We start from the raw sequence: 26,084 nt of genomic DNA, 5'->3' as shown, positions 1-26,084 counted from the left end.
ATTAAAAAACTGTAAACAGCTGCAGAGCCTTTGAAAAGCCATTAATTGTAGAATTGAACGTATATTAAACGTTTAATTCTACGGTTGCTACAACTCCTATTTCAAAACATCTAGAATAGGATCACCTGTAGCTCCGCTGGGTAAACTTGTTCCCAAAATATGAGCTAGCGTTACTGCTATATCATCAATATTCTGCCTCTTATATGATTTACCCCTTTGGATACCTGAACCATACCAAATTAACGGAACGTGGGTATCATAAGCGTAACCAGTGCCATGAGTAGTTGCTGAGCGAGTTTGATAAAACCAGCCTGGCTCCAATATCAATAATACATCTCCAGATCGTTTAAAGTTATAGCCCATTTGCAAGGCTGAAGCTTTGTGCTCTGTAAATTCCGTGCCTTGCATATCACTGGCGGAATAAGCTTCGGCCACGCCCTCCAATTTTAAGGATTCCTTTACTATAAACTTTCTGATAGCATCCAGGTCAACCTTTTTTTCTTTTATCAAATCATGATTTAAAAAAAACTGCTCATTGGAAAAATCCTCTATCCACTCCACTGCTCCAAATTTTTCATTTAAAGCATTTTCCATATTTTTAATATAAGCTTTGCCATCATAATGATCGGCAGGAATTTTATTGGCTTGCAAATATTCTGGCACTTCTGCACATCCATGGTCTGAAGTCACGAAAATCAGATAATTTCCTTTCCCCACTTCTTGATCTAAGTGTTCAAATAATCTGGTAATCTCCTGATCCAACTTGATGTAGGTATCCTGCACCTCCACCGAACGTGGTCCAAATCCGTGACCAATATAATCAGTAGAAGAAAAGCTTAAAGCCAAGAAATCGGTTACTTCGTCTTTTCCCATTTCCTCTCCTTTCATCGTAGCAATGGCTAAATCGGCTAAAATAGTGTTACCAAATGCAGTATTGGGCAATAAAGCAAAATTTCCGTTTTCGGCTCTCAACTTCTTCAAATTGTAAGGAAATACCGGCTTATCTTTACCTCTCACAGTCATTTCATAAGGCATATCATCCGAAGTGGATTGTGTATATTGTTCCAAAGGCATAGAAAGACTCCAAGTTTGGTTCAAGTATTCATCTGCCAAATTGCGATTATTAAAGGTTTTTAACCATGATGGTAATTCTTCTTGTTCATAATAACTACTGCTCACAAAGTGTCCGTTGCTCTTATCATACCAAAATGATCCGGTTGGATTATGTCCCGCTGGTAGAATTGAACCCCTGTCTTTAATAGAAATACCAACAACTTTTGATTTGAAATTGGTGGCTAATCCCAGCTCATCGGTGATTGTCGTACTCAACATGCGGTGAGGCGACATTAAACCCGCATCTGAAGTAGAACCAATGGTATAAACGGACGTGTCTTCTGCGCAATAAACTGAGGTTCTGATATTCTTATCATACCAATTATTGGCAATTATTCCGTGCGTGGCCGGTGTAGTTCCCGTATAAACAGATGCATGCCCTGGGCCTGTAAAAGTTGGAATATAATTGTAATGGGTATTATGATTATAAAATCCTTGAGAGATTAATCGCTTAAAACCATCCTCACCAAAGTTATCGGCATAACGCTCGAAATAATCATGGCGTAATTGGTCAATCACAATACCTACTACCAATTTGGGCTTGCTCACTTTTTGTTGCTGCTTTTCTGCTGGCTGGCATGAAAACAAAATCAAAAGAGCTGCTGCTCCTACTATATATCTTTTCATTGAAATCAAATTATAAATTTCACGCAAATTAAAAATTTGAACTGAGTAATGATAGTATTTTTACATTAAGCTTAGGTAAAGAAAAAAACTCCCTCGCCAAATTCTGTGGGTTCCCCGGTGTGGGAGCAAGGCGCTAATCACAAGCAGTTTCCAAAAAATCATCAAAATTCAATCCTTCCTTGAATAAAACTTTACCTCTCTTATCAAAATAGGCAATAACAATATAGTTTATTTCTGATAGCCTACGCTCCGCCAGCCAATAGAACTTTCCTTTGCTTTCAAAGGATTTTAGTTCATTGAAGATAAACGGAATTACCTCCTCGCCTTTTTGATTAAGCACTCCATATCCTGCTCTTTTTCGGATGATAAAATATTTTTCTTCTGCAAGCCTTACTTTTTCGAAGGATTCAATCGCCTCATGTAAATACTCATTCCTATAAATATTTAATATCCCAATTTCACCTTCCTCTTCAACTATGGCGATGGAATCATTAAAATAATCAATCGCTTCAAAATCGGCTTCGATCACGTTTTTAGCAGAAATATCACTTATCCCAAATAAATTATCATGCTTGAAAATGTAAAGAGAATCCTTCAAGAATACTTTTAATTTAGATTGAGAGTGTGCTGGAATAAGTTTCAAACTATCTACTATCAATGCCCCGAATTTCCTTTTTTGCAAAATAGGAATCAATCCATTTTCATAAGCTCCAAAAGCCTCCACCTCCTCAATCGGGATTACTATACCTGAAGAATCAATCAGTTGCTTCTTTTTGTTTTGATGAATTTGAATTAAATGTTGAGTTAAAATATTGATGTTTAGATTTTCTCCTTCTTTAATCTTTTTTCCAAAGCCATTAAATAATTGAGAATATCCCTTCACGTTGGTAACTTGTACAAATCGAATTTGATCGCTCACATTCGATAATTCTACATTATAGTTTTTTAGAATTTTAAAGCCTTCCCCCTTTTCTAAATTGATTCTTTTTCCTGATCTAAATAATAAATATTTAGATGAATCTTTTGTTGCGAAAGTCAACCAACTATTAAATAACCTCACGGAATCATATTGAAATTTCGGAAATCCTGTAACACCATTCTCAAAAACTGTCCAAAGGCTATCTTTCTTCAATGCCAATATTCCGAATCTATATTTAAAGTCATCAAAATTTTGATCATATATACTGACTCTATTACTATCTAATACACTATATTTTTTGTTAACATTCTTGATCCAGAACTGGTCAAAATAATCATACTTGGCTTTTTCCAAGGGGAAAACTAATTGCCCTTCTTTGTCCAAAATCGTTTCGTAATCATTGGAATACAACCTCAAATACTGATCGCTAATCCATTCGTAATCATCATAAAGAAAGCTTAAAGACTTTAAATCGTCTTTGGCTGATTTTCTAAAATCATTAGAAGAGGCCACTGCCAAATCATCCCCCCTTATAAAAAAGAACACCTCCTCTTCCTTCCAAATACTATCCATGGTTTGTCTTAAAATAGGCTCATTCAAAAGTGAAACCAAATGCCAGCCATCTGTTTCTTTCTTGGCGAAATGGAAATCATTAATCTTTTGGAAGTTCAATGCACTTAGTTGCAAAGCAGGGTTCAAACTAAAATGCTCAATGATTTGCTCCCGACCATAATCATTTATTTTGAAAAACCCGCTACCTAAATAATCAATGGATTTAAAATTTAAATCAGTTAATTGCTGTCCTGTTTTTAAATAAGCTCGTTTTTCACCATTTCTTTTACCTAAAATATAAGGCTTAGTGATAAAGAAACAGGAATCGGGATTAACACTACTAAATTGAAAAGTGAGTAATTGTGCGTTTGTCAAATCATAAAAAAAATATAGACTATCTCTTTTATGAGTTAATAAGACAGGTGATCTCTTTTGAAAATTTAATCCATCAAGCATTGCTTGTGCTTTTTCAGCAGCCTGAAACTGCCCATACTCATTAATAAATTGTTGAAAATCTATTTCATCCGCACCGGAGCTTATGATATTTAATAGCTTTAGGGAAGCCTCTTCTGCAAATTCTGATTGAGGCCTTTCGCTTAAATATTCTTTGTACTCCTCTACAGTTTGATTTTGTGTTTTCTTCTCATAATAAAGCGTTTCAAAAACATTTCTCGCTTTTTGAGCTTGAGGAGCCTCAGGATATTTCCTAAAAAATTCACTTACCGCTTGGGTGGTATTTTGAGCTATAGCGTCAGTATAAGCTACCTGATTCCTTAAATCTGTTGCCTGTGTCTTGTAAATGAGATATTGATAATTTTCAAGATACTCGTTGTAAGCTTCTTCTGTATTTTTTGACAGTGCTTTTTCAAAAGCCAAACTATCTATGATCATCCCCTGCTTGGCAACAGCGGTACTATCCAATCCCTTTTTTGATAATTTAACTGCTGTTTCCACATCCAAATAAGGCATTGTATCCCTTACCATTTGAATATAAAGATGGGCTGAATCCACCGCCTCGTGAGACCAAACGGGATGACTAAAATATTTGGCCAACATGAACTGCGTAGCGGGATCTTTGGGTTCCTTTTCTACTGCCTTGTCAATTCGCTTTTTAGCTTTGGCTAACTCTTTTTTCTCAAGAAATTTATTTGCCTTCAAAGCTTTATGAACACAAGACGACCAGAAAAAGCTGGTAATAATGATCAATAAAAAAAACAGTTTTTGATTCATATACATTTTGATGAACGCCAGAAGCATTTGAAAAAGATGGACAAAGTTATGAATAATTATAAAGCCCTATTACAATCCAGCTCTATTATTACCTGAACTTTAAGAATTCTTTAAGTTCGTTACCGATGTTAAATTTTAACACCTCTGCAAACTTCCAACGCTCTAATTTTATGACAAATAAAACACTAAAAATCATAACTGATGAGACTAAAAATTACTAAAAAAAACATGTTCAACTGCATTGTAACCCTACTAGCAATGCTTTCTGTACAAACTATTACTTATGCGCAATCAACTGATGCCTCCATAAGTGGAACTGTGAATGACAGTGATGGTAATGGACTTCCAGGGGCTAATATTACTTTAAAGAATGAATCTACTGGATTTGAGACGGGCACCATTACATCCTTAGATGGGCGATTTTTATTAAAGCAACTTCCCTTAGGAGGGCCTTACATTTTAAAGATCAGTTTTATTGGTTATCAAAATTATCAGCTTCAGGACATCCGCTTAAATCAAGGCGATAAATTGAATTTGGAAGTTGATCTGTCAATTGAAACTGAAGAGCTAAAAGAAGTAGTGGTAAGTGCAAATAATTTTGCCAAAAGAGCAGACAGAGCGGGGTCTGGTATCGCTATTAATGCTGAGAAGATGAAACATCTTCCTAACGAAGGGAGAAATTTCACAAATCTAACAGCTCTTTCTCCTTTACAAGGTGGTGGAAGTATTAATTTAGGTGGGCAGAGGAGAACATCCACGAACGTAACAGTAGATGGAGTAAATGCTAGAAATCAATTGACGGCTGGAGAAATAGGCCGAGGTCCTTACACAATTTCTATGGAAGCCATCAGAGAATTTGAGGTAGTAACTAATTCTTACGATGTTACGCAAGGTCGCCAGGCAGGAGGTGCATTGAATGCAGTGACGAAATCTGGTACCAACAAATTTGAGGGATCCGCCTTTATGTACCACAGAAACGATCAATTAGCTAGTCAATTGGATATCAGAGGAAATGAAAGAGACCAAGAATTTTCAAACTATCAATGGGGATTTAGTTTGGGTGGTCCAATTGTGAAAGACAAAGTTCATTTTTATATGGCTTATGATAGACAAGATTCAGGTCAACCGGTTTTCATTGCTGATATTAATAATGAAGCAGATGAAAGAAGATTGGGAATCAGAAAAGACACTTTGGACAAAGCTATCCAAATTGCAAGAGATTTGTACGGAGTAAGCGATGAGCAACAAGTTGGGGAATTCCAAAGAAGTTCTGTAGCCAATACCTTATTCACGAGAGTGGATTGGCAATTAAACGAAAAAAATAGATTGACTTTAAGGAATAATTATACCGATTGGAATAACCCGCTTAGTATTAGCGATAACTCCAATATAGAACTTGCAGAAACTTGGGGGTCATTTTCATCTCGGGAAAACAGCTTATTGCTATCTTTAAGAACCGCCAACAGCCCCAACTTAACGAATGAATTGAAAGCACAATTTCAGCATGCTGAAAGAGAATTTGGAACAAATCCACAACTAGCTAGTCAAAATATACCAAGGGCAATTGTCCAGGTTCAAAGCCCATTCCCAACAGAAAGCAATCCTAATGCAACGCAGTCGAGATCTTTACAGTTCGGGGGCCAGCGATATACTCCAGAGACTAATATGGAAAGACAGCTGCATTTGGTAAATACCACCTATTTAACTCAAGGAAAATACAACTTCACTTTCGGGACAGACAATATGGTAACCTATTTGGAAACCTTACTATCCAATGAGCAAAACGGAAGGTTTTTCTTTAACAGTCTGCAAGATTTAGAAAATATGACTCCGATAAGATACGCCCGAGAAGTACCTACTCAAGGATTGCCAATAGTGGAACAAACTGTTTATGACGTTTCATTATTTGGACAGGTAGATTTTGAAATGTTGCCGAACTTCAACACTACTTTTGGTATAAGATATGATGCCACTATTTTCTCTACTCCTGCTCAGTATAACCCAACAGTTGATCAGGAATTAGGGATCAGCACTGACCGCAAACCGTCTGACTGGTTCAATCTTCAGCCAAGGTTCCAGGCCTTATGGAATGTAAAAGGTGATAATAAAGACATCATCAAGTTTGGAGCAGGTCTATTCTCAGCTCAGCCACATTATTATGCCCAAGTTAATAATATTCAGAACAGTGGACAGATGTTGGCTTCGATTGATGTAACAGATCCTAACTTAATTCCAAATCCTGATTTTGAAAGTTACAGAGAGAATCCAGCATCTGTTCCAGGAATACCTGAAGGAGCTACAGCTGGTATAGCCACCATTAATGCAGTAGGTGAAGATTTCAAAGTGCCTAATACTTTGAAAGCTAATGTGAATTACAATAAGTTTTTTGGCGATAGATTAAGAGTTGGGCTTAATTTATTATACAGTAAAACCTTTAACAATTATGTGTACCAAGAGACTAATCTGGTTGATAACCCATATTTCAGATTAAGCAATGAAAATGACAGAGGCGTTTTTGTTCCAGCATCGGCCATAAACCCTGAAAATGGCCAATCAAGCTGGTTAGATTCACGAAAATCAAATGAAGTTGGCCGTGCTTTAGTACTTCAATCTGATGGAGAATTGACTCAATATGCTGCTGTTATAGATGCCAGCTTAAGATTAGGAAAGGACGGTAGCTTGAATGTCAGTTACACTAGAAATCAAGCAAAAGATAATTCCTCTTATAATTGCTGTGTGGCTAATACTTCTACTTTCCTTCCTATTGAAGACGATCCAAGGGAATTGAATTATGGATATTCTGACAATCACTTTTCTGATAAAGTCGTAGTAAATGGCGTCTCTCCATCATTTGCTGGATTCACATTTGGTGCAACATTAAATGGAATTGGTGGAACTCGCTATTCATTCTTAACCACAAACGGAAGTCTTAATGGCGATTTTAACTTAAGAAATGACTTGGCATATGTTTATGATCCTAATGATCCGAACACTCCAGCCAATATTAGTGAAGGCATCAATGGAATTTTGAACGATCCTGAAACATCGCAAAGTGTGAAAGATTATATCAATAATAATTTAGGCCAGATTGCGGAAAGAAATGGAGGCGTCAATCCCTTTTTCTACACCATCGATTTAAGGATGATCAAGAATTTCTCAATTGTCAATAAACACAACTTCGAGCTATCAGCGGATTTATTCAATTTAGCTAATTTACTAAATCCTGAATGGGGCGTGAATAATAATTTCAGGAACAGAAATCTTTTAAGAATAGCAGGTTTTGATCCAAGCAGTCAGAACTATCAGTATAATGTTGAGAGCAATGTTGGTGCCCTTCCGATTAACGGGACACCATGGAGATTACAAGTAGGCTTGCGTTATTCATTTTAAATTTCTTCATTTTTTTTGATTTTAAAGTTAGGGGAACATAAGCATAATGTTCTCTTAACTTTTTTTTTACAATAACAAACTAACTTCACCACACTTAAATAATAAAGTATGACCCGCATTTATAAAATTTCATTTATTTGTATTTCAATTCTCTTAAGCTTTTCTGTTTTAGCTCAAAATCAACAAGTCATATTAATTTCAATTGATGGATTAAGACCAGATTTCTATTTAGATCATGATTGGCCTGCTCCTATTCTTCAACATATGGCCAAAAATGGTACTCATGCAGAGGTTGTGAAAGGGATATTCCCATCCGTTACATATCCATCTCATACGACTATAATTAGTGGGATGCCCCCTTCAGAACACGGGATTTACTATAATACTCCATTTGAACCTAATGGAGCAACAGGCAAATGGTATTGGGAATATGAAAGCATCAATGTCCCTACGCTTTTTTCATTAAGTAAAGATGCTGGATTAACTTCAGCCGCTATTTCATGGCCGGTAACGGTTGGCGCTCCTATTGATTATAATATTCCAGAGGTATGGTCACTCATAGAAGGAGAAGATCGATTTACACCGATGAGAAAGAATGCGACTCCAAAGGGTTTTGTGGAGGAAATTGAGACCTATTCCACAGGCAAAATAAATGTTTCCAATTTTGGAAATGAGGGCTATTTCGCCAGAGAGCAAAAGTTTGCTTCTGCTGCTTCTTACATATTTGAAAAATACAATCCTGATCTATTAGCTGTTCATTTACTATCCGCTGACCATTTCCAACATACAGATGGAAGGGAAGGCTACATGCCTAAAAGAGCAGTAAGCGCAGTTGATGCTGCCATCGGTCAAATTTTAGAAACCGTGGAAAGATTGGGGAAATTAGAAACTACCACTTTCATCATAACCGGTGACCATGGTTTCGTGGATATTCATTCTGTAATGGCACCTAATGTTTTACTAAAGCAAAATGGATTAATCTCGGAAGATGACAAATCATGGACAGCCAAATTTCATACATCTGGTGCCGCAGCTTTCCTCCATTTGCAAAATCCAGATGATAAGGAATCAGTAAAAAAAGTAAAACAACTTTTAGAAGCACTACCCGCAAATCATCAAAAACTTTTCAGAATCGTTGAAAAACAGGAATTAAATAAAATTGGTGCCGACCCTAATGCCATGCTTGCTATTGCTCCAAATGAAGGCCTGAATATGACTTCTAAGACTACGGGGGAATTAATAAGGAAAGGAACTGGTGGTACACATGGTTTTTTTCCTGAACACAAAAACATCTATACGGGCTTTATTGCATTTGGTAGCAAAGCAGAAGAAAAGACCGTGCTGAAAGAAATGTATTTAACAGATATTGCTCCTGTTATAGCAGAAATTCTGGGCTTAAATTTAGAAAACATAGAAGGGATACTATATCCTGGAATAGTAAAAAAATAGTAACAATTATGGCTAAAACGTTTGAATTATTTAACTATTTAAATCAGCAAGAAGAGTACAAAGATTGCTTCCATCAGCATATAAGCGTTGCTAAATTTAGAAAAGGCGAATATATTTATAAGCCATCAGAAGAACCGCATACGATTTATGAAGTTATTTCAGGAACTGTAAAAGTAGGTAATTATGGCATTGACGGAACCGAGCATTGCTATGACATCTTAAAGCCAGGCGATTTCTTTGGAAATTACCGTCTATTGGATGGTAATTTCCAAGAATTCTCTAAACCCTTAACTAGTGTAAGATTAAGAACATATGACTTATCTTACATAAAGTATTTAATCTTTACTGATATTAACATTTCTGCGTTATTTACTAAATATATTGTCCGCAGATGGTCTAGAGCTGAAACAAGATTTTTCACCGTAATTTCTGAAGAGACTTCTATCAGAATAAAAAGATTGTATAGAGAATTCAATGTGAAAATTAAAGATGCTGACGGGAAATCTGTCAATATTTTCAGTCTATTCTCTCAAAAAGACATTGCCGATCTAACAGGATCAAGCCGACAAACCGTTGCTAATATTTTTAAAAAAGTTAATAAAGATTATCGATCGCTACTTTTAGAATTAGATCCCGTCATGATTCCATAATTGTAAAGCAATCAGGCAATTTAAATTGCCAATTGCTCGCTAAATAGTATATTGCGCATTGTTTTTTAGGCAGGTATACAACTATGGATAAAATAGCCATTATAGATTTAGGCACAAATACTTTTCATTTACTCGTTGTAAAAATCGACAAGGGTGAGGAAAACATTATTCACAAAGAAAAAATAGCTGTGAAGTTAGGGGAAGGTGGAATAAGCGAAGGTAATATCAGCAAATCTGCCGAAGAGCGGGCACTAAAAACAATGCTTTACTTTAAAGATAAAATCAATGAGCTGCAAGTGGAAAATATTTTCGCTAGTGCCACATCCGCCATGCGTAATGCTGAAAATGGCAAAGAAGTCATGTCAAGAATTTATGACGCTACAGGCATTTCTATTCAATTAATTTCAGGCATGGATGAGGCGAAGTTTATCCATCAGGGCGTTAAAAAAGCATTAAGAATTGGTACTGAGCCTGCTTTGATTATGGATATAGGAGGTGGAAGCGTTGAATTCATCATTTGTAACCAGATAGAAGTTTTTTGGATGCAAAGTTTTGAAATTGGTGCTCAAAGACTATTGGATAAATTTCATAAACATGATCCTATCCAACCAAAAGACATAGAAAAACTGGATGACTTCCTAAGAAAAGAATTGGCTGAACTTAAAGTAAAAATGGACATCTATCAACCTCATCATTTGATCGGTTCTTCCGGTACTTTTGACACCTTGGTAGATATCAATTACCAAGAAAAAGGACTTGAAAAACCAGATGATGTATCTTTCTCCTTAAACCTAGACGACTTTGACCAGATTTTTAATGAAATCATTCATAAAACAAGAGCGGAAAGAATGTCAATTCCCGGTATGATTGAAATGCGTGTGGACATGATTGTTGTAGCGGTTTGTTTAATTCAATTTCTGATTGAAAACAATGATTTTATAGATATTAAAGTATCGACTTACGCACTGAAAGAAGGATTATTGGATGCTATATTGTCAAATGAAATAAAATTATCCTAATGGATTTATTCGATCATAATTCATTACAGAATTTCGTTAAGGAAGTTTTTATTCAAATGGGTTGCCCGAGCAATGAGGCTGCGGAAGCTTCCGAGGTTTTGGTCAATGCCGACTTAAGAGGGGTTGATTCGCACGGAGTCGCCCGATTACATGGCTACATTAGATTATGGGAAGAAGGCAGAATTAATGCTAAACCTAATATAAAAATTATTCATGAAACGCCCAGTACTGCTGTAATTGATGGCGATAAAGGATTGGGCTTGGTTGTAGCGCCTTTCGCTATGAGAATTGCCATGGAAAAAGCCGAGAAAGTAGGCACAGGCTGGGTATCTGTTAAGAATTCCAATCATTATGGAATAGCCGGTCATCACAGCATGATGGCTCTAGAAAAAGATATGATTGGCTGGTCCATGACAAACGCAAGTCCGTTGGTAGCTCCTACCTTTTCTAAAGAAAGGCTATTGGGAACTAATCCAATATCAATTGCAATTCCTACCAAAAATCAACCACCTTATGTTGCGGATTTTGCAACTACCACTGTTGCAAACGGAAAATTAGAAGTATTAAAGCGGAAAAATCAAGAGGCTCCGCTAGGTTGGGTACAGGATAAAGACGGTAAAGGAACGACTGATGTAGAAGCCTTAAAGAAAGGTGGTAGTATGCTGCCATTAGGTGGCTCTAGAGAACATTCTGGTCATAAAGGATATATTCTGGGGTCAATAGTTGACATCTTCTCAGCAGTGCTCTCTGGCGCCAATTACGGGCCATGGGCTCCACCATTTGTCAGTTTCCTTCCGCTTAAAGAAAATCCTGTAGGTGAAGGCCTAGGTCATTTCTTAGGCGCCATGCGAATAGATGCTTTCCGACCGGCTGATGATTTTAAATCGCATATGGATAATTGGATTGAGACATTCAGAAAATCAGAAACAACTGGAGAAAATGATAAAGTGCTTATTCCGGGAGATCCGGAAAGGGAAATGAGTGCAGAAAGAAAAGAGAATGGTATTCCTTTATTGCCAACTGTAGTGGAAGATTTGAGTCAGATAGGACAAAAGTTTGGAATAGACTATCAAGACTATTTCCATTAAATCTTCTCATATTTGAAATTGCGAATCAGTAATTGAGAGAAATGTAGACTTACAAGTTAAATTGTAAAGCCCACTCTTAACACAAAAGGAGAATTGTAAGGGGAGCGGGAAACATCATAAAGTAAATTATACAAGGCCATTACGGTAGCTCCAGCTCTATTTCCGATGGGTTGAAAATAGCCACCGCCTATGAAAAATGCTGGAACCCATGCCCTTCCAAGCTCATAACCATTTGAGGTACTATAAATAACATCTAAATTTATATTCTCGTATTCCGAATATCCGAATAATTGCTGTGAAAAGTTATATCTTCCAAATAGCTTTGCACCATAGATATTGGTTTCATAATCAGGAACTCTATTCCCTCCTCGTACCCTGAAATATTGATAAATTCCACCAACACCAGCTGAAAGCTTCTCATTAATCATGTAGCCAACAATTGGTGAAGCTTCTATATGCGTAAAAGTACCAAATTGAAGACCAAAATTCCCACCGAAATATAAGCGATCCATGAATCCCGAACTTTCATCAACATATTTTTGTGCTGAAGAAGTATGATAAGAGGTAACTCCAATAATTACAGCTACAATTAATTTTATGAATTGCTTTTTCAAGGTTATTTTTTTTCAACAATAACGAATAAATCTTCGGATTCTTTCTTCATCAGGTATCTTTCTCGAGCAAATTTTTCCAATAGTTCGTCATCACTCAACAACCCTTCTCTATCCATCTCTACCTCTTTGATTTTCTCTTGGTAATATTCTTTCTCCTTTAATAAATCATTGTATTTAGAGGATAGCCTCCATTGCGAAATCAAATCATTTCCGTCAATAAATAACATCCAAACAAGGAAAGTCGCAGTAGCTATGAAATAAAAATTTTTAAATATTTTCGGAATTCTATCCATGATCTCCATTACCAATTAATACTTTAAAAGTAATATAAAAAAGTGAATTCGCCTAAAAGTAAAAAAGGCTACCAGTGAAACCACTGGAAGCCTTTTCATTAATAAATCAAAAAATTAGAAATTGATTCCTGGGAAATAAGCCATTTCTCCTAGTTCTTCTTCAATTCTTAACAATTGATTATATTTTGCCATTCTATCTGAACGAGAAGCAGAACCAGTTTTGATTTGACCAGAACCCATAGCCACTGCTAAATCAGCAATGAAGGTGTCTTCAGTTTCTCCAGAACGGTGAGAAATTATATTTTTATAAGATGCTTTATCCGCCATTCTGATGGCATTGATAGTTTCCGTCAAAGTACCAATCTGGTTTACTTTAATTAAGATAGAATTACCAATCTTCTCATCGATTCCTCTTTGTAATCTTTTAGTATTGGTAACAAATAAGTCATCGCCAACCAATTGAACAGTTCTACCTATTTCACGGGTAAGTTTTTCCCAACCTTCCCAATCATCTTCTTGCATTCCATCCTCAATAGATAGAATTGGATATTTATCTGTCCATCTCTTCCAATAAGCAACCATCTCTTCCGAAGTTAACTCTTCACCAGTGCTTTCAAACACATATTTCTTCTTGCCTTCATCATAGAATTCTGAAGCAGCAGCATCTAATGCAATAAAGATATCTTCTCCTGGTTTATATCCTGCCTTTTCGATTGCCGTCAAAACAACTTCTATAGCTTGCTCATTTGACTCGATATTTGGAGCAAAACCACCTTCATCACCCACATTGGTAGATAATCCTTTGCTTTTCAATACTTCCTTTAAATGGTGAAAAACAGTAGTTCCCATTCTTAATGCTTCAGAAAACGATTCAGCATTAACAGGCATTACCATAAATTCCTGAAAGTCAATTTTATTGTCAGCATGACTTCCACCGTTTAAAATATTCATCATCGGGACTGGTAATGTATTTGCATTAACGCCTCCAATGTATGTATACAATGATTGTCCTGAAAGTTGAGCGGCAGCTTTGGCACATGCCATTGATACTCCCAAAATAGCATTAGCACCCAGCTTTGCTTTATTATCAGTTCCATCTAATTCGATCATGATCTTGTCGATAAGATTTTGCTCAAAAACAGAAAAACCAATTAGCTCTTCTGCAATTGCGCCATTAACATTATCAACAGCTTTCAAAACACCTTTGCCCATGAAAATGGACTTATCTTTATCTCTTAACTCTACAGCTTCGTGAATTCCAGTACTTGCTCCAGATGGAACTGCCGCTCTTCCAAAACCTCCATTAGAGGTAAAAACTTCTACCTCTACTGTAGGATTCCCTCGTGAATCCAATATTTGTCTTGCGTGAATGTTTTCTATTATACTCATAGTTTTATTAGTTGATTAATGAAATAAATTGGTCGAATAAATATCTAGAGTCATGTGGCCCAGGTGATGATTCGGGATGATATTGCACGGAAAACACCTTTTTATCTTTCATCCTTAACCCTTCAACCGTATTATCATTTAAATTAATATGTGTGGAAACAACCAAGTCAGAATTCTCAACATCCTCAGTAACTACACTAAAGCCGTGATTTTGAGAAGTCACCTCACTTTTTCCTGACTCCTTATTAAAAACAGGCTGATTTAGACCCCTATGTCCGTTATGCATCTTGAAGGTCTTTATACCATTAGCTAAGGCAATTAGTTGATGTCCAAGACAAATACCAAATAATGGTTTGCCACTTTCAATGATTTGTTTGCTATTATTGATAGCATTAGTCATCACTGCAGGATCACCAGGTCCATTTGACAGGAAATATGCTTGCGGATTCCATCCTTCAGTATCTTGAAAATCGGTATCTGAAGGAAATACTTTACATCTAAATCCTCTATCAACTAATTGCTTCAAAATGCTGCTTTTAATACCATAATCCAAAACAGCAAGTTTGATCCCATCATCTGTCCCGATTTCATATGCTTCTTTTGTGCTTACAAAGGAAGAAAGTTCTAGTCCTTCCATAGAAGGCACTTTGTCTAATTCTTTCTGCAACTCTTCTAGGTCTGAGATTTCTGATGAAATAATGGCATTCATGGCCCCTTTATTTCGAATGTGCCTCACGATTTTTCGGGTATCAACATCGCAGATTCCAGGGATTTCATGTCCTACAAGATAATTATTTAAATTGTCAACTGCTTGACCTCTACTATAATCATCAGAAAATGCGTTAATCACCACCCCGAAAATTTTGGGACTATCAGATTCCGATTCTTCAGGATGGACACCATAGTTACCGATGTGAGCATTGGTATTCACCATAATCTGCCCATAGTAAGAAGGATCAGTATATACCTCTTGGTAACCGGTCATCCCGGTGTTAAAACAGATTTCTCCACCCTTAGTGCCTGAAAATCCAATTGATTTGCCATGGAAGACAGTTCCGTCTTCTAAAAGTAAAATTGCTTTGTTCTTGTTTTTATACTTCATCAGATATCATTCTGAAATTGAAAATGAATAGGAGCTATAATTTATTCGAGACAAAAATAAATAAAAAAAAAGGGATTGAATAAATATCCAATCCCTTTTATTAAATCTATTAGGAGAAAGATTACTCATCTCCTTTTTTTTCATCCTTTTTGTCGTCAGATTTAGACTCCTTCTTTTCAGCTTTAGGAGTTTCCTCTTTTTTTGCTTCAACTTTCGGACTCTCTTCTTTCTTAGCTTCTGCTTTAGGAGCATCTTCCTTTTTTGCTTCCTTTTTAGGAGCTTTTTCTTTAGCCTCTTTTGACTCCGTAGACGTGCCTTCAGACTTTGTGGAAGTAGCTTTAGCTCCACTTCCTCTACGGCTTCTTCTTGTAGTCTTCTTCTTCTCTTTAGCTTCGCCACCTAACAACAACTCATTGTAATCAACTAGCTCGATCAATGCCATTTCTGCATCGTCACCAAGTCTAGATCCTAATTTGATGATTCTTGTATAACCACCTGGTCTGTTAGCAATTTTAGTAGCTACTTCGTCAAAAAGCTCTTTAAGTACTTCTTTATTTTTTAAAGAAGAAAAAACTACTCTTCTGTTATGTGTTGTGTCTTCCTTCGATTTGGTCAATAAGGGCTCAACATACTTCCTTAATGCCTTAGCTTTCGCAACAGTTGTAGTAATCCTCTTTGAAAGGATTAAAGACCCAGCCATGTTAGACAACATCGCATTTCTGTGTGAAGCAGTTCTACTTAAATGATTAAATTTCTTACCGTGTCTCATTGTCCTTATTCTTCGTCAAGTTTGTATTTGGATAAATCCATTCCAAAGGTTAACCCTTTATCAGCTACCAACTGCTCTAATTCTGCTAAAGATTTCTTCCCGAAATTTCTGAATTTCATCATGTCAGAAATCTCAAGTGCTACTAGATCACCTAATGTTTTTACATCCGCTGCCTTTAAGCAATTATATGCCCTAACAGAAAGATCTAAATCATTAAGAGCCGTTTTTAGCAATTTGCGCATATGCAACATTTCCTCATCTACAGCTTCCGGCTCATCAGATCCGCCTGCATCCAATACCATATTTTGGTCAGAGAATAGCATAAAGTGCTTAATCAAAATGTTTGCTGCTCCTTTTAAAGCAACTTCTGGATGAATACTACCATCTGTCTCAATATCTAAGACTAATTGTTCATAATCAGTCTTTTGTTCAACCCTAGTATTTTCAACGCTATATTTTACGTTTTTGATAGGAGTGAAAATTGAATCGATAGCGATATAATCCGTAGCTTGATCCATTACCTTATTATCCTCAGAAGAAACATATCCCCTGCCCTTCTCGATAGTCAATTCTATCTCAAAATTTACTGATTCATCCATATGACAAATCAACAACTCAGGGTTTAAGATCTCATAAGCTGTAGTGAATTTATTAATGTCACCTGCCTTGAATTCCTTAATATTCTTAAGAGAAATATTGATCTTGTTGTCAGCAACATCCGCTATCTTCTTAAATCTCACCATTTTCAGGTTTAAGATAACTTCAGACACATCCTCAACAACACCTTCCACTGAAGAAAACTCATGCAATACACCAGGAATTTTGATCCCTGTTATAGCATAACCTTCAAGTGAAGACAACAAAATTCTTCTTAAGGCATTACCTACAGTAACACCATATCCTTTTTCTAACGGTTTAAATGTAAAAAGCCCGTGAAAATCATCTGCTTTTTCCATTGCAACCTTTTCAGGCATTTGGAATGCTAAAATGGACATATTATAAAATTTCTTTAAATTAACTTATTATTTTGAGTACAACTCGACAATCAGTTGCTCATTAATATTCTCCGGAATATCTTCTCTCTGTGGCGTATTAACAAATTTCCCAGACATTGAAGACTTATCAAATTCTAACCAAGAATATTTTGATACTGTATTTGATGAAAGACTGTCAGTAACTGCTTCAAGAGACTTTGACTTCTCTCTAACGCCAATCACATCTCCTTCTTTCACTTGGTATGATGGAATATTTAAAATCTCACCATTAACCAAAACATGTTTATGACCTACCAACTGTCTTGCTGCTCTTCTGGTAGGAGCAATTCCTAACCTAAACACAACGTTATCCAATCTGCTCTCCAATAACTGAAGCAAAACCTCGCCAGTAATACCTTTCTTTCTTGAAGCCTTGTCGAATAAATTAGCAAATTGTCTTTCTAATACACCGTATGTATATTTAGCTTTTTGCTTCTCCATAAGCTGAACAGCATATTCCGACTGTTTTCTACGTCTTCCTCTGCCATGTTGGCCTGGAGGATAAGCTTTCTTGGATAATGCTTTACTTGCACCAAAAATAGGTTCGTTAAACCTTCTTGCAATTTTGGATTTTGGTCCTTTATATCTTGCCATTTTCTTTAATTACTTAAGCGATGAATTAAACCCTACGTCTTTTAGGTGGACGACATCCATTATGAGGTAATGGAGTAACATCCTTGATCATCGTTACTTCAATACCTGTATTTTGTATAGTCCTAATAGCAGAATCTCTACCTGCTCCAGGTCCTTTAACGTAAACCTCTACTTTTCTAAGGCCTAAATCATAGGCAGTTTGTGCAGCATTTTGAGCTGCAACTTGGCCAGCATACGGAGTGTTCTTTTTAGAACCTTTGAACCCCATTTTTCCGGCAGACGCCCAGGAAATAACTTGACCTGTAGAGTTTGTCAATGAAATAATGATGTTATTGAATGAAGCCCTGATATGTGCTTGTCCAATAGCTTCAACATTAATAACTCTTTTTTTAGCTTTATCTTTTCTCTTTTGAGCCATGATCTAATGATTACTTAGTAGCTTTCTTTTTATTTGCAATAGTCTTCCTCTTTCCTTTACGGGTACGAGAGTTATTCTTTGTTCTCTGTCCTCTCAACGGAAGGCCTTTTCTGTGACGTAAACCTCTATAACATCCTATGTCCAACAATCTTTTGATGCTCATTTGCACCTCAGACTTTAAGACACCTTCAGTTTTGAAGTTCTCACTAATGGCAGTCCTAACACTGTTAGCCTCATCATCAGTCCATTCACTTACTTTTTTATCAGCATCTACGCCAGCCATTTCTAATATCTTAGCCGCTGAACTCTTACCAAGACCAAAAATATAGGTCAATGATATAACTCCCCTTTTATTATCAGGAATATCTACTCCGGAAACTCTTGCCATAATTACCCTTGTCTTTGTTTGAAACGTGGATTCTTTTTGTTGATCACATAAAGCTTACCGTTTCTACGGACAACTTTACAATCAACACTTCTCTTTTTGATTGAAGCTTTAACTTTCATAATCTTTTTATTTGTATCTGTATACTATTCTACCTTTTGTAAGATCATAAGGAGACATCTCCAATTTAACCTTATCTCCGGGAAGAATCTTAATATAATTCATTCTCATCTTACCGGAAATATGAGCTATAACCTCATGACCATTACTTAATTCTACTCTAAACATAGCGTTTGATAACGCTTCTGTTATTGTTCCATCTTGCTCTATTGAACTTTGTTTTGCCATAATTCTTGAATTAAGCTACTGCTGTTCTTTGTGATGAACTTCCTTTTACCTTACCTGATTTCATCATACCTTCATAATGACGCATCAGTAAGTAACTCTCAATCTGCTGCAGGGTATCTAAAATAACCCCGACCATAATAATCAACGATGTTCCACCAAAGAATTGAGAAAACTGAGTACCAACCCCAGCTCTTGCAACAAACGCAGGTAAAATTGCGATAAGTGCCAAATATATTGAGCCTGGTAAAGTAATCTTCGTTAAAATATTATCTATAAAGTCAGATGTCTCTTTTCCTGGCTTAATGCCTGGAACAAAACCACCATTTCTTTTCATATCATCCGCAATTTGACTCGGATTAATAGTTATCGCTGTATACAAAAATGTAAAAACAATAATTAAAAGTGCAAATGTAAGATTGTATTGCCAGCTTTGGAAATCAGAAAACACGGTTCCTATATATGCGGCTGTGTCGCTATCATCTGCCCAAAGGTTTGCTAACAAAGCAGGCAAAAACATTAATGATTGAGCAAAGATAATTGGCATTACTCCAGAAGCATTAACTTTTAGTGGAATATATTGACGTTGACCGCCATACACTCTTCCACCTACTACCTGTTTTGCATATTGAACAGGTATTCTTCTTGTAGCTTGGACTAGCATAACTGTTACCATCACGACAAAGAACAATGCTACGATTTCAAGAATAAAGAATAACAAACCACTCATTCCTAACGAAATAGCTTCAGCAACTATTGACCCAGGGAATCTCGATATGATTCCGATCATAATTAACATTGAAATACCATTCCCAATCCCCTTATCTGTAATCTTTTCACCCAACCACATACAAAATATTGTACCTGATGTTAGAACAATAACAGAAGTAAAAGTGAAGAAAGTTTGACTCATCATAATCGCTTCAGTTGGAATAGTTCCAGCAACATAACTAACACCTTGTACAAAAGTGATAGCAATGGTCAATACCCTCGTGATCTGAGTAATCTTCTTTCTACCAGATTCCCCTTCCTTCTGCATTTTCTGAAAGTATGGAACAGCTACTGTTAATAACTGTATCACTATACTTGCCGAAATATATGGCATGATACCTAATGCAAAAATGGATGCATTCGAGAATGCGCCACCTAAGATTGTATCTAAAAGGCCGAATATACCTTGTGCGTCACCTGATAATTTGGAAGGATCCACTCCCGGCAATACCACAAAGGAGCCTAAACGAAAAATGATTAAAAACCCAATGGTATTTAAAATCCTATCTCTAAGCTCCTCAATGGAGAAAATATTCTTTATGGTAGAAAAAAAACGATTCATATTATATTTTTGATGCAGTTCCTCCAGCTTTCTCGATTGCCTCTAACGCAGTCTTTGAAAACGCATTAGCAGTAACATTCAATTTAGCTTTTAAGGTTCCGTTTCCTAAAATTTTAACCAAGTCATTTTTAGCAACAAGTCCTTTGCTCTTCAACAAATCTAAATCAATAGTATCAACACTATATTTCTCTTGTAAGATCTGAAGATCACTTAAGTTTATCGCCTTATAGCTTACTCTATTGAAGTTATTGAAACCAAATTTAGGAACTCTTCTTTGCAATGGCATCTGACCACCTTCAAAACCTTGTTTTGAAGAGTATCCACTTCTAGATTTCGCACCCTTATGACCTCTACCTGCAGTACCGGCAGCACCAGAACCCTGACCTCTACCAATACGCTTTCTATTTTTAATAGAACCTTCTGCTGGTTTTAATGTATGTAATTTCATCTTATCCTTCAGTTACATTAACTAAGTGAGCTACCTTTTTCAACATACCTTCAATCTGAGGTGTTGAATCTTTAGTCACAGTTTTATTAATTCTTCCTAAACCCAAAGCCTCTATCGTCAGCTTTTGATTTTTAGGTCTACCTATTACACTTCTGGTTTGTGTTACCTTAATTTTCTTCGCCATTGTAATTACCCGTTAAATACGTTAGAAAGTGCAATTCCTCTATCTTTAGCTACCGTAAATGGATCTCTCAATTTAAGTAGTGCATCGAAAGTAGCTTTCACTACGTTATGCGGATTCGAAGAGCCTTTAGACTTAGCTAATACGTTATGAACACCAGCACTTTCAAATACAGCACGCATTGCACCTCCAGCAATTACTCCAGTACCTGGAGAGGCTGGTTTAACCAACACAAATCCACCACTGTATTTGCCAATTTGCTCATGAGGAACAGTACCTTTTAAGATTGGAACTTTCACCAAATTCTTCTTAGCATCATCAATTCCTTTAGTAATAGCATCGGTCACTTCATTAGCTTTACCTAAGCCATAACCAACAACACCATTACCATCTCCTACAACTACGATTGCAGAGAAGCTAAATCTTCTACCTCCTTTTACCACTTTAGCAACCCTTTTAATGGCTACTACTTTCTCCTTCAGTTCGATTTCGCTTGCTCTTACAGATTTTATATTACTCTGAGACATATTTTTAGAATTTTAAGCCACCTTTACGAGCACCGTCAGCCAATGCTTTTACTCTACCATGAAATCTGTAACCACCTCTATCAAATACAATTGATTCAATGCCTGCATCTTTTGCTCTTTGGGCAAGTGTTTCACCTACTTTTGAAGCCGTATCGATATCAGCATTACTTTTAGCACCAAGTTCAAGTGAATTTGCAGCAACTAAAGTATGACCTTTCAAATCATCGATTACTTGTGCATAAATGGCACGGTTACTTTTAAATACCGACAAACGAGGTGTTCCAGTAGTTCCAGATATCTTTCTACGAATACCTAATTTGATTCGAGCTCGTCTATTTTGTTTACTAATAGCCATTTTAAATATTATTTAGCGGCAGTTTTACCTGCTTTACGTCTAACTTGTTCACCAACAAACCTAATTCCTTTACCTTTGTAAGGTTCTACAGTACGTAGGGACTTAATTTTAGCGGCTACTTGTCCAATTAATTGTTTGTCATAACTCTCTAAAGTTACCACAGGATTTTGACCTTTTACAGTTTCAGCAGTAGCTTTAACTTCATCTGGCAACCCTAATAATATGCTGTGAGAATACCCTACGTTCAACTCTAATACATTACCCTGTACGGTCGCTTTGTAACCAACACCTACAAGTTCCAATTGCTTTTTAAAGCCTTCTGAAACACCAGTAACCATATTATTCAACAAAGCTCTGTACAAACCGTGCATTGCTTTATGTCTTTTTGACTCCGTAGCTCGTTCAAGTGCTATTACTCCGTCAGTATTTTTAACAGAAATAGCAGGATCTACTTGCTGTGTTAGAGTACCCTTTGAACCCTTTACCGTCACTAAATTATCTTTAGCAATTTCAAGTGTTACATCTTGAGGTAGATTTATAAGACTTTTACCTATTCGTGACATTTCTATTCTTTAATATACGTAGCACAATACTTCACCACCAACTTTCAGCGATCTTGCCTCTTTGTCAGTAATAACTCCTTTCGATGTCGACATAATCGCAACACCTAAACCATTTAACACCCTTGGTAGATTTTCAGAATCAGAGTACTTTCTCAACCCTGGTTTTGAAACTCTCTCCAAATTGGTTATAGCTGGAGTTTTTGTTTCAGGATCATATTTCAAAGCAATTTTAATATTACCTTGCCCGTTATTCTCCTCAAATTTATAATTCAGGATATAACCTTTTTCATGAAGCACCTTGGTCATACTCTTTTTCAAGTTTGATGCCGGTACTTCTACGATTCGGTGATTTGCTTTTATAGCATTACGAACCCTTGTAAGAAAATCAGCTATTGGATCAGTTACCATCTCTTAATTAATTATAATTTCTACTTGCTCTGCCGAAACAGGCGTGCAAAGTTAAGAAATTAATTTGTTTATAAAAATAAAATTTTAAAAATCACCAACTTGCTTTGGTCACACCTGGTATCTTCCCTTGTGAAGCCATTTCACGGAACGTTACCCTTGATATCCCAAATTTACGCATATACCCTTTTGGACGACCTGTAAGTTTACATCTGTTGTGCAATCTTACTGGAGATGCATTTTTTGGCAATTTATCTAAAGCCTCATAGTCGCCATTAGCTTTTAGCTCAGCTCTTTTGGCTGCAAATTTAGCGACAAGTCTTTCTCTCTTCTTTTCTCTGGCAATTACTGCTTTTCTAGCCATAATTATTGATTGTTTTTACTTGCAAATGGAGTTCCGAAAGCTTTCAACAATTCATAGCTTTCTTCATCCGTATTGGCAGTGGTTACAAATGTTATATCCATACCTGAAATAGTAGAAACTTTGTCAATACTAATTTCTGGAAAAATAATCTGTTCTTTAACACCAAGAGTATAATTTCCTCTTCCGTCAAAACCTTTGTCTTTTACACCCTGGAAATCACGTACACGAGGCAATGATACAGACAATAATCTATCCAAAAACTCGTACATTTTTTCGCCTCTAAGCGTTACTTTAGCTCCGATCGGCATCCCTTCTCTTAACTTAAAGTTAGAGATTGAATTTTTAGCATATGTCGGTACTGCTTTTTGACCAGTTATCATAGTCAATTCTTCGACACCAGTATCTACTAGCTTCTTATCCGCAGTTGCTGCTCCGATTCCTTTATTGATTACTATTTTAGTAAGTTTAGGAACTTCCATAGCAGAGCTATATTGAAACTTCTCTTTCAAAGCGGGAATTATTTCACCCAGATATAATTCTTTTAATCTTGGATTAGCCATTTTTGATTACCTCCCCCGTTTTTTTTGAATATCTTTGTAATTTACCGTTTTCGTCTAGCTTACGTCCGCTTCTAGTAGCATCACCTGTAGCTGGATCAACCAACATCAAATTACTGATGTGGATAGGCGCTTCAATCTTATCAATACCACCTTGAGGACTATTAGCAGAAGGTTTGTTATGTTTAGTAACAATATTTGCACCTTCAACGATAGCTCTTTCTTTTTCACCTAGCATTTCTAACACTTTTCCAGTTTTACCTTTAGCGTTACCGGCTATAACTTTTACAGTGTCGCCTTTGCGTATGTGAAATTTCCTTTGTTTATTTTTTCTCCTCTCCATAATATTATAATACTTCAGGTGCTAAAGAAACAATTTTCATGAATTGCTTTTCACGCAACTCTCTTGCAACAGGGCCAAAGATACGAGTACCTCTTGGCTCATCATTAGGATTCAATAATACAGCAGCATTATCTTCGAAGCGAATATATGAACCATCTTTTCTTCTCACCTCTTTCTTAGTCCGTACAATCACGGCTCTAGAAACAGTACCTTTTTTCAAATTACTTGAAGAAAGAGCAGACTTTACAGTTACAATCACTTTATCACCAATGGAGGCATACCTTCTTTTGGTACCACCCAATACACGGATACACAATACCTCTTTGGCACCACTATTATCCGCTACACTTAATCTTGATTCTTGTTGTATCATGGTTATTTAGCTCTTTCTACGATTTCTACTAATCTCCATTTTTTATTCTTGCTCAACGGCCGTGTTTCTTGTATTTTGACAGTATCGCCAATCGTACAATCATTAGCCTCATCATGAGCCATGAATTTGGTGTTTTTCTTTACGAATTTACCATACATAGGGTGTTTAACCTTTCTTTCTACAGAAACGGTAATGGACTTATCCATTTTGTTACTTACAACTAACCCTACTCTTTCCTTTCTAAGGTTTCTTTCCATCTTAGCAATTATTTAGCAAGTACTTTACTTCTTAGTTCAGTCTGCAAACGAGCAATATTCTTACGAGTATCTCTTATCTGCATAGGATTCTCTATAGGAGAGATCGCATGTGCAAACTTCAACTTATGAAGCTTTTGTCCTTCAACTTTAATATTCTCATTGAGCTCGTCAATGGATAATTTCTTTATATCAGCGTTTTTCATATTACAATAGGGTTTTCTGCATAGTCCCTTCTTACTGAAAATTTGGTTTTAACCGGCAATTTTTGTGCTGCCAATCTTAAAGCTTCTTTAGCTAAATCCATCGGTACACCACCAGCTTCAAACATAATGGTTCCTGGTTTAACGGTGGCTACCCAATATTCTGGCGCCCCTTTACCTTTACCCATACGAACCTCTGCAGGTTTCTTCGTTATAGGTTTGTCTGGGAAAATCCTAATCCAAACCTGACCTTGCCTCTTCATCGCCCTAGTCATGGCAATCCTTGCGGCCTCTATTTGTCTACTGGTAATCCAACCCGGCTCCAGTGACTTCAAAGCAAAACTACCGAAAGCTATTCTATGCCCTCTTTGAGCAATACCTTTTACTCTTCCCTTTTGCTTTTTCCTAAATTTTGTTCTCTTTGGCTGTAACATTTCTCAAATATTTTTAAACCAAGAAAGCGATTACTTACGCTTTCTTTTAGGACGTTCACTTCTTCTATTATTAGCCGGGCCACCACCTTTTCCAGGAGTACCTGCCCCAACATTCAGCGACAAGTCTCTCTTGCCGAAAACCTCTCCTTTGAAAACCCATACTTTTACACCAATAGTTCCATATATTGTATGTGCATGAGTTGTTTCATAGTCGATATCCGCCCTTAAAGTATGCAAAGGAATTCTTCCTTCTTTGTACATTTCGGTACGTGCCATTTCAGCACCGCCTAAACGACCTGAAACTTTAACTTTTATCCCTTGAGCACCTACCCTCATTGCTGAAGCAATTGCTTGCTTCATTGCTCTCCTGTAGGAAATTCTTGCTTTTAACTGCTGACCAATAGATTCACCAATTAATTTAGCATCTAACTCCGGACGCTTGATCTCAAAAATATTTATCTGAACATCTTTGCCAGTTAATTTTTTAAGCTCTTCTTTTAACTTATCTACTTCACTACCACCTTTTCCGATTACAACACCTGGCCTAGCAGTATGAACTGTTAAAGTGATTCTTTTTAAAGTTCTTTCGATAACAATCTTAGAGATTCCTCCTTTAGGAATACGAGCTAATATATATTCTCTTATCTTTTGATCTTCGATTAGTTTGTCAGAAAAAGACAAGCCTTTTCCTCCGTACCAGTTGGATTCCCAACCACGAACAATTCCTAAACGAAAACCTATTGGATTAACTTTCTGTCCCATTG

General features: G+C 36.5%; 33 protein-coding genes. 5 read left to right on the top strand and 28 right to left on the bottom strand.

Annotated elements, in window-relative coordinates:
• Positions 1–96: 96 nt before the first annotated feature.
• Both pafA and AAC601_RS01550 read right to left on the bottom strand, forming a co-directional pair.
• Positions 97–1,740, bottom strand: a complete 1,644-nt coding sequence (gene pafA / locus AAC601_RS01555; protein ID WP_340152275.1) for an alkaline phosphatase PafA — start codon at positions 1,738–1,740, stop codon at positions 97–99.
• A gap of 133 nt (positions 1,741–1,873) precedes the next feature.
• Positions 1,874–4,441, bottom strand: coding sequence for a WG repeat-containing protein (locus tag AAC601_RS01550; RefSeq protein WP_340152274.1), 2,568 nt, complete (start codon positions 4,439–4,441; stop codon positions 1,874–1,876).
• Between the two features lie 201 nt (positions 4,442–4,642).
• Between AAC601_RS01550 and AAC601_RS01545 the strand changes: the two genes are divergently transcribed.
• The 5 genes from AAC601_RS01545 to AAC601_RS01525 all read left to right on the top strand — a co-directional run bounded on the left by AAC601_RS01545 (position 4,643) and on the right by AAC601_RS01525 (position 12,037).
• A complete protein-coding gene (locus AAC601_RS01545; RefSeq protein WP_340152273.1) occupies positions 4,643–7,831 on the top strand; it encodes a TonB-dependent receptor in 3,189 nt (1,062 codons plus the stop codon).
• A 108-nt stretch (positions 7,832–7,939) separates the two neighbouring features.
• Complete coding sequence (locus AAC601_RS01540; protein WP_340152272.1) at positions 7,940–9,280, top strand: alkaline phosphatase family protein; 1,341 nt, start codon at positions 7,940–7,942, stop codon at positions 9,278–9,280.
• Between the two features lie 8 nt (positions 9,281–9,288).
• Positions 9,289–9,930, top strand: a complete 642-nt coding sequence (locus AAC601_RS01535) for a Crp/Fnr family transcriptional regulator (RefSeq protein ID WP_340152271.1) — start codon at positions 9,289–9,291, stop codon at positions 9,928–9,930.
• An 83-nt stretch (positions 9,931–10,013) separates the two neighbouring features.
• Positions 10,014–10,949, top strand: coding sequence for an exopolyphosphatase (locus AAC601_RS01530; protein ID WP_340152270.1), 936 nt, complete (start codon positions 10,014–10,016; stop codon positions 10,947–10,949).
• Entirely contained in the window at positions 10,949–12,037 is a 1,089-nt protein-coding gene (locus AAC601_RS01525) for an Ldh family oxidoreductase (protein ID WP_303272040.1), read from the top strand. The genes AAC601_RS01530 and AAC601_RS01525 overlap by 1 nt, the downstream gene beginning before the upstream one ends.
• A gap of 56 nt (positions 12,038–12,093) precedes the next feature.
• On the opposite strand, the gene AAC601_RS01520 is transcribed toward AAC601_RS01525, so the two are convergent.
• From AAC601_RS01520 to rpsC, 26 genes are all read right to left on the bottom strand, one after another.
• On the bottom strand, positions 12,094–12,651 hold the full coding sequence (locus tag AAC601_RS01520) for a hypothetical protein (RefSeq protein WP_340152269.1): 558 nt from the start codon (positions 12,649–12,651) through the stop codon (positions 12,094–12,096).
• A gap of 2 nt (positions 12,652–12,653) precedes the next feature.
• Positions 12,654–12,953 carry a septum formation initiator family protein gene (locus tag AAC601_RS01515; protein WP_303272038.1) on the bottom strand — a complete coding sequence of 100 codons (300 nt, stop codon included), beginning with the start codon at positions 12,951–12,953 and terminating at the stop codon, positions 12,654–12,656.
• A gap of 105 nt (positions 12,954–13,058) precedes the next feature.
• The gene (gene eno / locus AAC601_RS01510; protein WP_340152268.1) at positions 13,059–14,333 is read right to left on the bottom strand and encodes a phosphopyruvate hydratase; all 1,275 of its coding nucleotides are present in this window, start codon (positions 14,331–14,333) and stop codon (positions 13,059–13,061) included.
• 7 nt (positions 14,334–14,340) lie between these two features.
• Positions 14,341–15,435 carry a glutamine-hydrolyzing carbamoyl-phosphate synthase small subunit gene (gene carA, locus AAC601_RS01505; protein ID WP_340152267.1) on the bottom strand — a complete coding sequence of 365 codons (1,095 nt, stop codon included), beginning with the start codon at positions 15,433–15,435 and terminating at the stop codon, positions 14,341–14,343.
• A 121-nt stretch (positions 15,436–15,556) separates the two neighbouring features.
• Positions 15,557–16,204, bottom strand: a complete 648-nt coding sequence (gene rplQ, locus AAC601_RS01500; protein WP_340152266.1) for a 50S ribosomal protein L17 — start codon at positions 16,202–16,204, stop codon at positions 15,557–15,559.
• Between the two features lie 5 nt (positions 16,205–16,209).
• Positions 16,210–17,199 carry a DNA-directed RNA polymerase subunit alpha gene (locus AAC601_RS01495; protein WP_303272033.1) on the bottom strand — a complete coding sequence of 330 codons (990 nt, stop codon included), beginning with the start codon at positions 17,197–17,199 and terminating at the stop codon, positions 16,210–16,212.
• 27 nt (positions 17,200–17,226) lie between these two features.
• The gene (rpsD, locus tag AAC601_RS01490) at positions 17,227–17,832 is read right to left on the bottom strand and encodes a 30S ribosomal protein S4 (protein WP_303272032.1); all 606 of its coding nucleotides are present in this window, start codon (positions 17,830–17,832) and stop codon (positions 17,227–17,229) included.
• A gap of 25 nt (positions 17,833–17,857) precedes the next feature.
• Entirely contained in the window at positions 17,858–18,250 is a 393-nt protein-coding gene (gene rpsK / locus AAC601_RS01485) for a 30S ribosomal protein S11 (RefSeq protein ID WP_340152265.1), read from the bottom strand.
• Positions 18,251–18,260: 10 nt separating this feature from the next.
• Positions 18,261–18,638 (bottom strand): 30S ribosomal protein S13, encoded by a 378-nt coding sequence (gene rpsM / locus AAC601_RS01480; RefSeq protein WP_303272030.1) that lies wholly within the window; start codon positions 18,636–18,638, stop codon positions 18,261–18,263.
• A 2-nt stretch (positions 18,639–18,640) separates the two neighbouring features.
• Positions 18,641–18,757 (bottom strand): type B 50S ribosomal protein L36, encoded by a 117-nt coding sequence (gene ykgO / locus AAC601_RS01475; protein ID WP_013455173.1) that lies wholly within the window; start codon positions 18,755–18,757, stop codon positions 18,641–18,643.
• Between the two features lie 7 nt (positions 18,758–18,764).
• On the bottom strand, positions 18,765–18,983 hold the full coding sequence (gene infA / locus AAC601_RS01470; RefSeq protein WP_013455172.1) for a translation initiation factor IF-1: 219 nt from the start codon (positions 18,981–18,983) through the stop codon (positions 18,765–18,767).
• Between the two features lie 10 nt (positions 18,984–18,993).
• Entirely contained in the window at positions 18,994–20,313 is a 1,320-nt protein-coding gene (gene secY, locus AAC601_RS01465) for a preprotein translocase subunit SecY (RefSeq protein ID WP_303272029.1), read from the bottom strand.
• Position 20,314: 1 nt separating this feature from the next.
• Positions 20,315–20,761 carry a 50S ribosomal protein L15 gene (gene rplO / locus AAC601_RS01460; protein WP_303272028.1) on the bottom strand — a complete coding sequence of 149 codons (447 nt, stop codon included), beginning with the start codon at positions 20,759–20,761 and terminating at the stop codon, positions 20,315–20,317.
• A gap of 1 nt (position 20,762) precedes the next feature.
• Positions 20,763–20,945 carry a 50S ribosomal protein L30 gene (rpmD, locus tag AAC601_RS01455; RefSeq protein ID WP_303272027.1) on the bottom strand — a complete coding sequence of 61 codons (183 nt, stop codon included), beginning with the start codon at positions 20,943–20,945 and terminating at the stop codon, positions 20,763–20,765.
• 5 nt (positions 20,946–20,950) lie between these two features.
• The gene (rpsE, locus tag AAC601_RS01450) at positions 20,951–21,469 is read right to left on the bottom strand and encodes a 30S ribosomal protein S5 (protein ID WP_303272026.1); all 519 of its coding nucleotides are present in this window, start codon (positions 21,467–21,469) and stop codon (positions 20,951–20,953) included.
• Between the two features lie 4 nt (positions 21,470–21,473).
• Positions 21,474–21,824 (bottom strand): 50S ribosomal protein L18, encoded by a 351-nt coding sequence (rplR, locus tag AAC601_RS01445; RefSeq protein WP_303272025.1) that lies wholly within the window; start codon positions 21,822–21,824, stop codon positions 21,474–21,476.
• Positions 21,825–21,832: 8 nt separating this feature from the next.
• A complete protein-coding gene (gene rplF / locus AAC601_RS01440) occupies positions 21,833–22,387 on the bottom strand; it encodes a 50S ribosomal protein L6 (protein ID WP_303272024.1) in 555 nt (184 codons plus the stop codon).
• Between the two features lie 9 nt (positions 22,388–22,396).
• Entirely contained in the window at positions 22,397–22,795 is a 399-nt protein-coding gene (gene rpsH, locus AAC601_RS01435) for a 30S ribosomal protein S8 (protein ID WP_303272022.1), read from the bottom strand.
• Positions 22,796–22,886: 91 nt separating this feature from the next.
• Positions 22,887–23,156 (bottom strand): 30S ribosomal protein S14, encoded by a 270-nt coding sequence (gene rpsN, locus AAC601_RS01430; RefSeq protein WP_303272021.1) that lies wholly within the window; start codon positions 23,154–23,156, stop codon positions 22,887–22,889.
• Positions 23,157–23,158: 2 nt separating this feature from the next.
• Positions 23,159–23,716, bottom strand: coding sequence for a 50S ribosomal protein L5 (gene rplE / locus AAC601_RS01425; RefSeq protein WP_303272020.1), 558 nt, complete (start codon positions 23,714–23,716; stop codon positions 23,159–23,161).
• Positions 23,709–24,056 (bottom strand): 50S ribosomal protein L24, encoded by a 348-nt coding sequence (gene rplX, locus AAC601_RS01420; protein ID WP_340152264.1) that lies wholly within the window; start codon positions 24,054–24,056, stop codon positions 23,709–23,711. The genes rplE and rplX overlap by 8 nt, the downstream gene beginning before the upstream one ends.
• 4 nt (positions 24,057–24,060) lie before the next feature.
• Positions 24,061–24,429 carry a 50S ribosomal protein L14 gene (rplN, locus tag AAC601_RS01415; protein WP_303272018.1) on the bottom strand — a complete coding sequence of 123 codons (369 nt, stop codon included), beginning with the start codon at positions 24,427–24,429 and terminating at the stop codon, positions 24,061–24,063.
• Positions 24,430–24,431: 2 nt separating this feature from the next.
• On the bottom strand, positions 24,432–24,686 hold the full coding sequence (gene rpsQ, locus AAC601_RS01410; RefSeq protein WP_085518301.1) for a 30S ribosomal protein S17: 255 nt from the start codon (positions 24,684–24,686) through the stop codon (positions 24,432–24,434).
• Positions 24,687–24,694: 8 nt separating this feature from the next.
• Complete coding sequence (gene rpmC / locus AAC601_RS01405; protein ID WP_013455159.1) at positions 24,695–24,889, bottom strand: 50S ribosomal protein L29; 195 nt, start codon at positions 24,887–24,889, stop codon at positions 24,695–24,697.
• Positions 24,886–25,320, bottom strand: a complete 435-nt coding sequence (gene rplP / locus AAC601_RS01400; RefSeq protein WP_303272016.1) for a 50S ribosomal protein L16 — start codon at positions 25,318–25,320, stop codon at positions 24,886–24,888. The genes rpmC and rplP overlap by 4 nt, the downstream gene beginning before the upstream one ends.
• A 30-nt stretch (positions 25,321–25,350) precedes the next feature.
• Complete coding sequence (gene rpsC / locus AAC601_RS01395) at positions 25,351–26,082, bottom strand: 30S ribosomal protein S3 (RefSeq protein WP_303272014.1); 732 nt, start codon at positions 26,080–26,082, stop codon at positions 25,351–25,353.
• Positions 26,083–26,084 lie beyond the last annotated feature (2 nt).

The organism is uncultured Marivirga sp., assembly GCF_963974845.1.
Classification (GTDB): domain Bacteria; phylum Bacteroidota; class Bacteroidia; order Cytophagales; family Cyclobacteriaceae; genus Marivirga; species Marivirga harenae.
The sequence above is the reverse complement of the archived record's forward strand: the minus strand, read 5'-3'. Positions and strand labels throughout refer to the sequence as shown.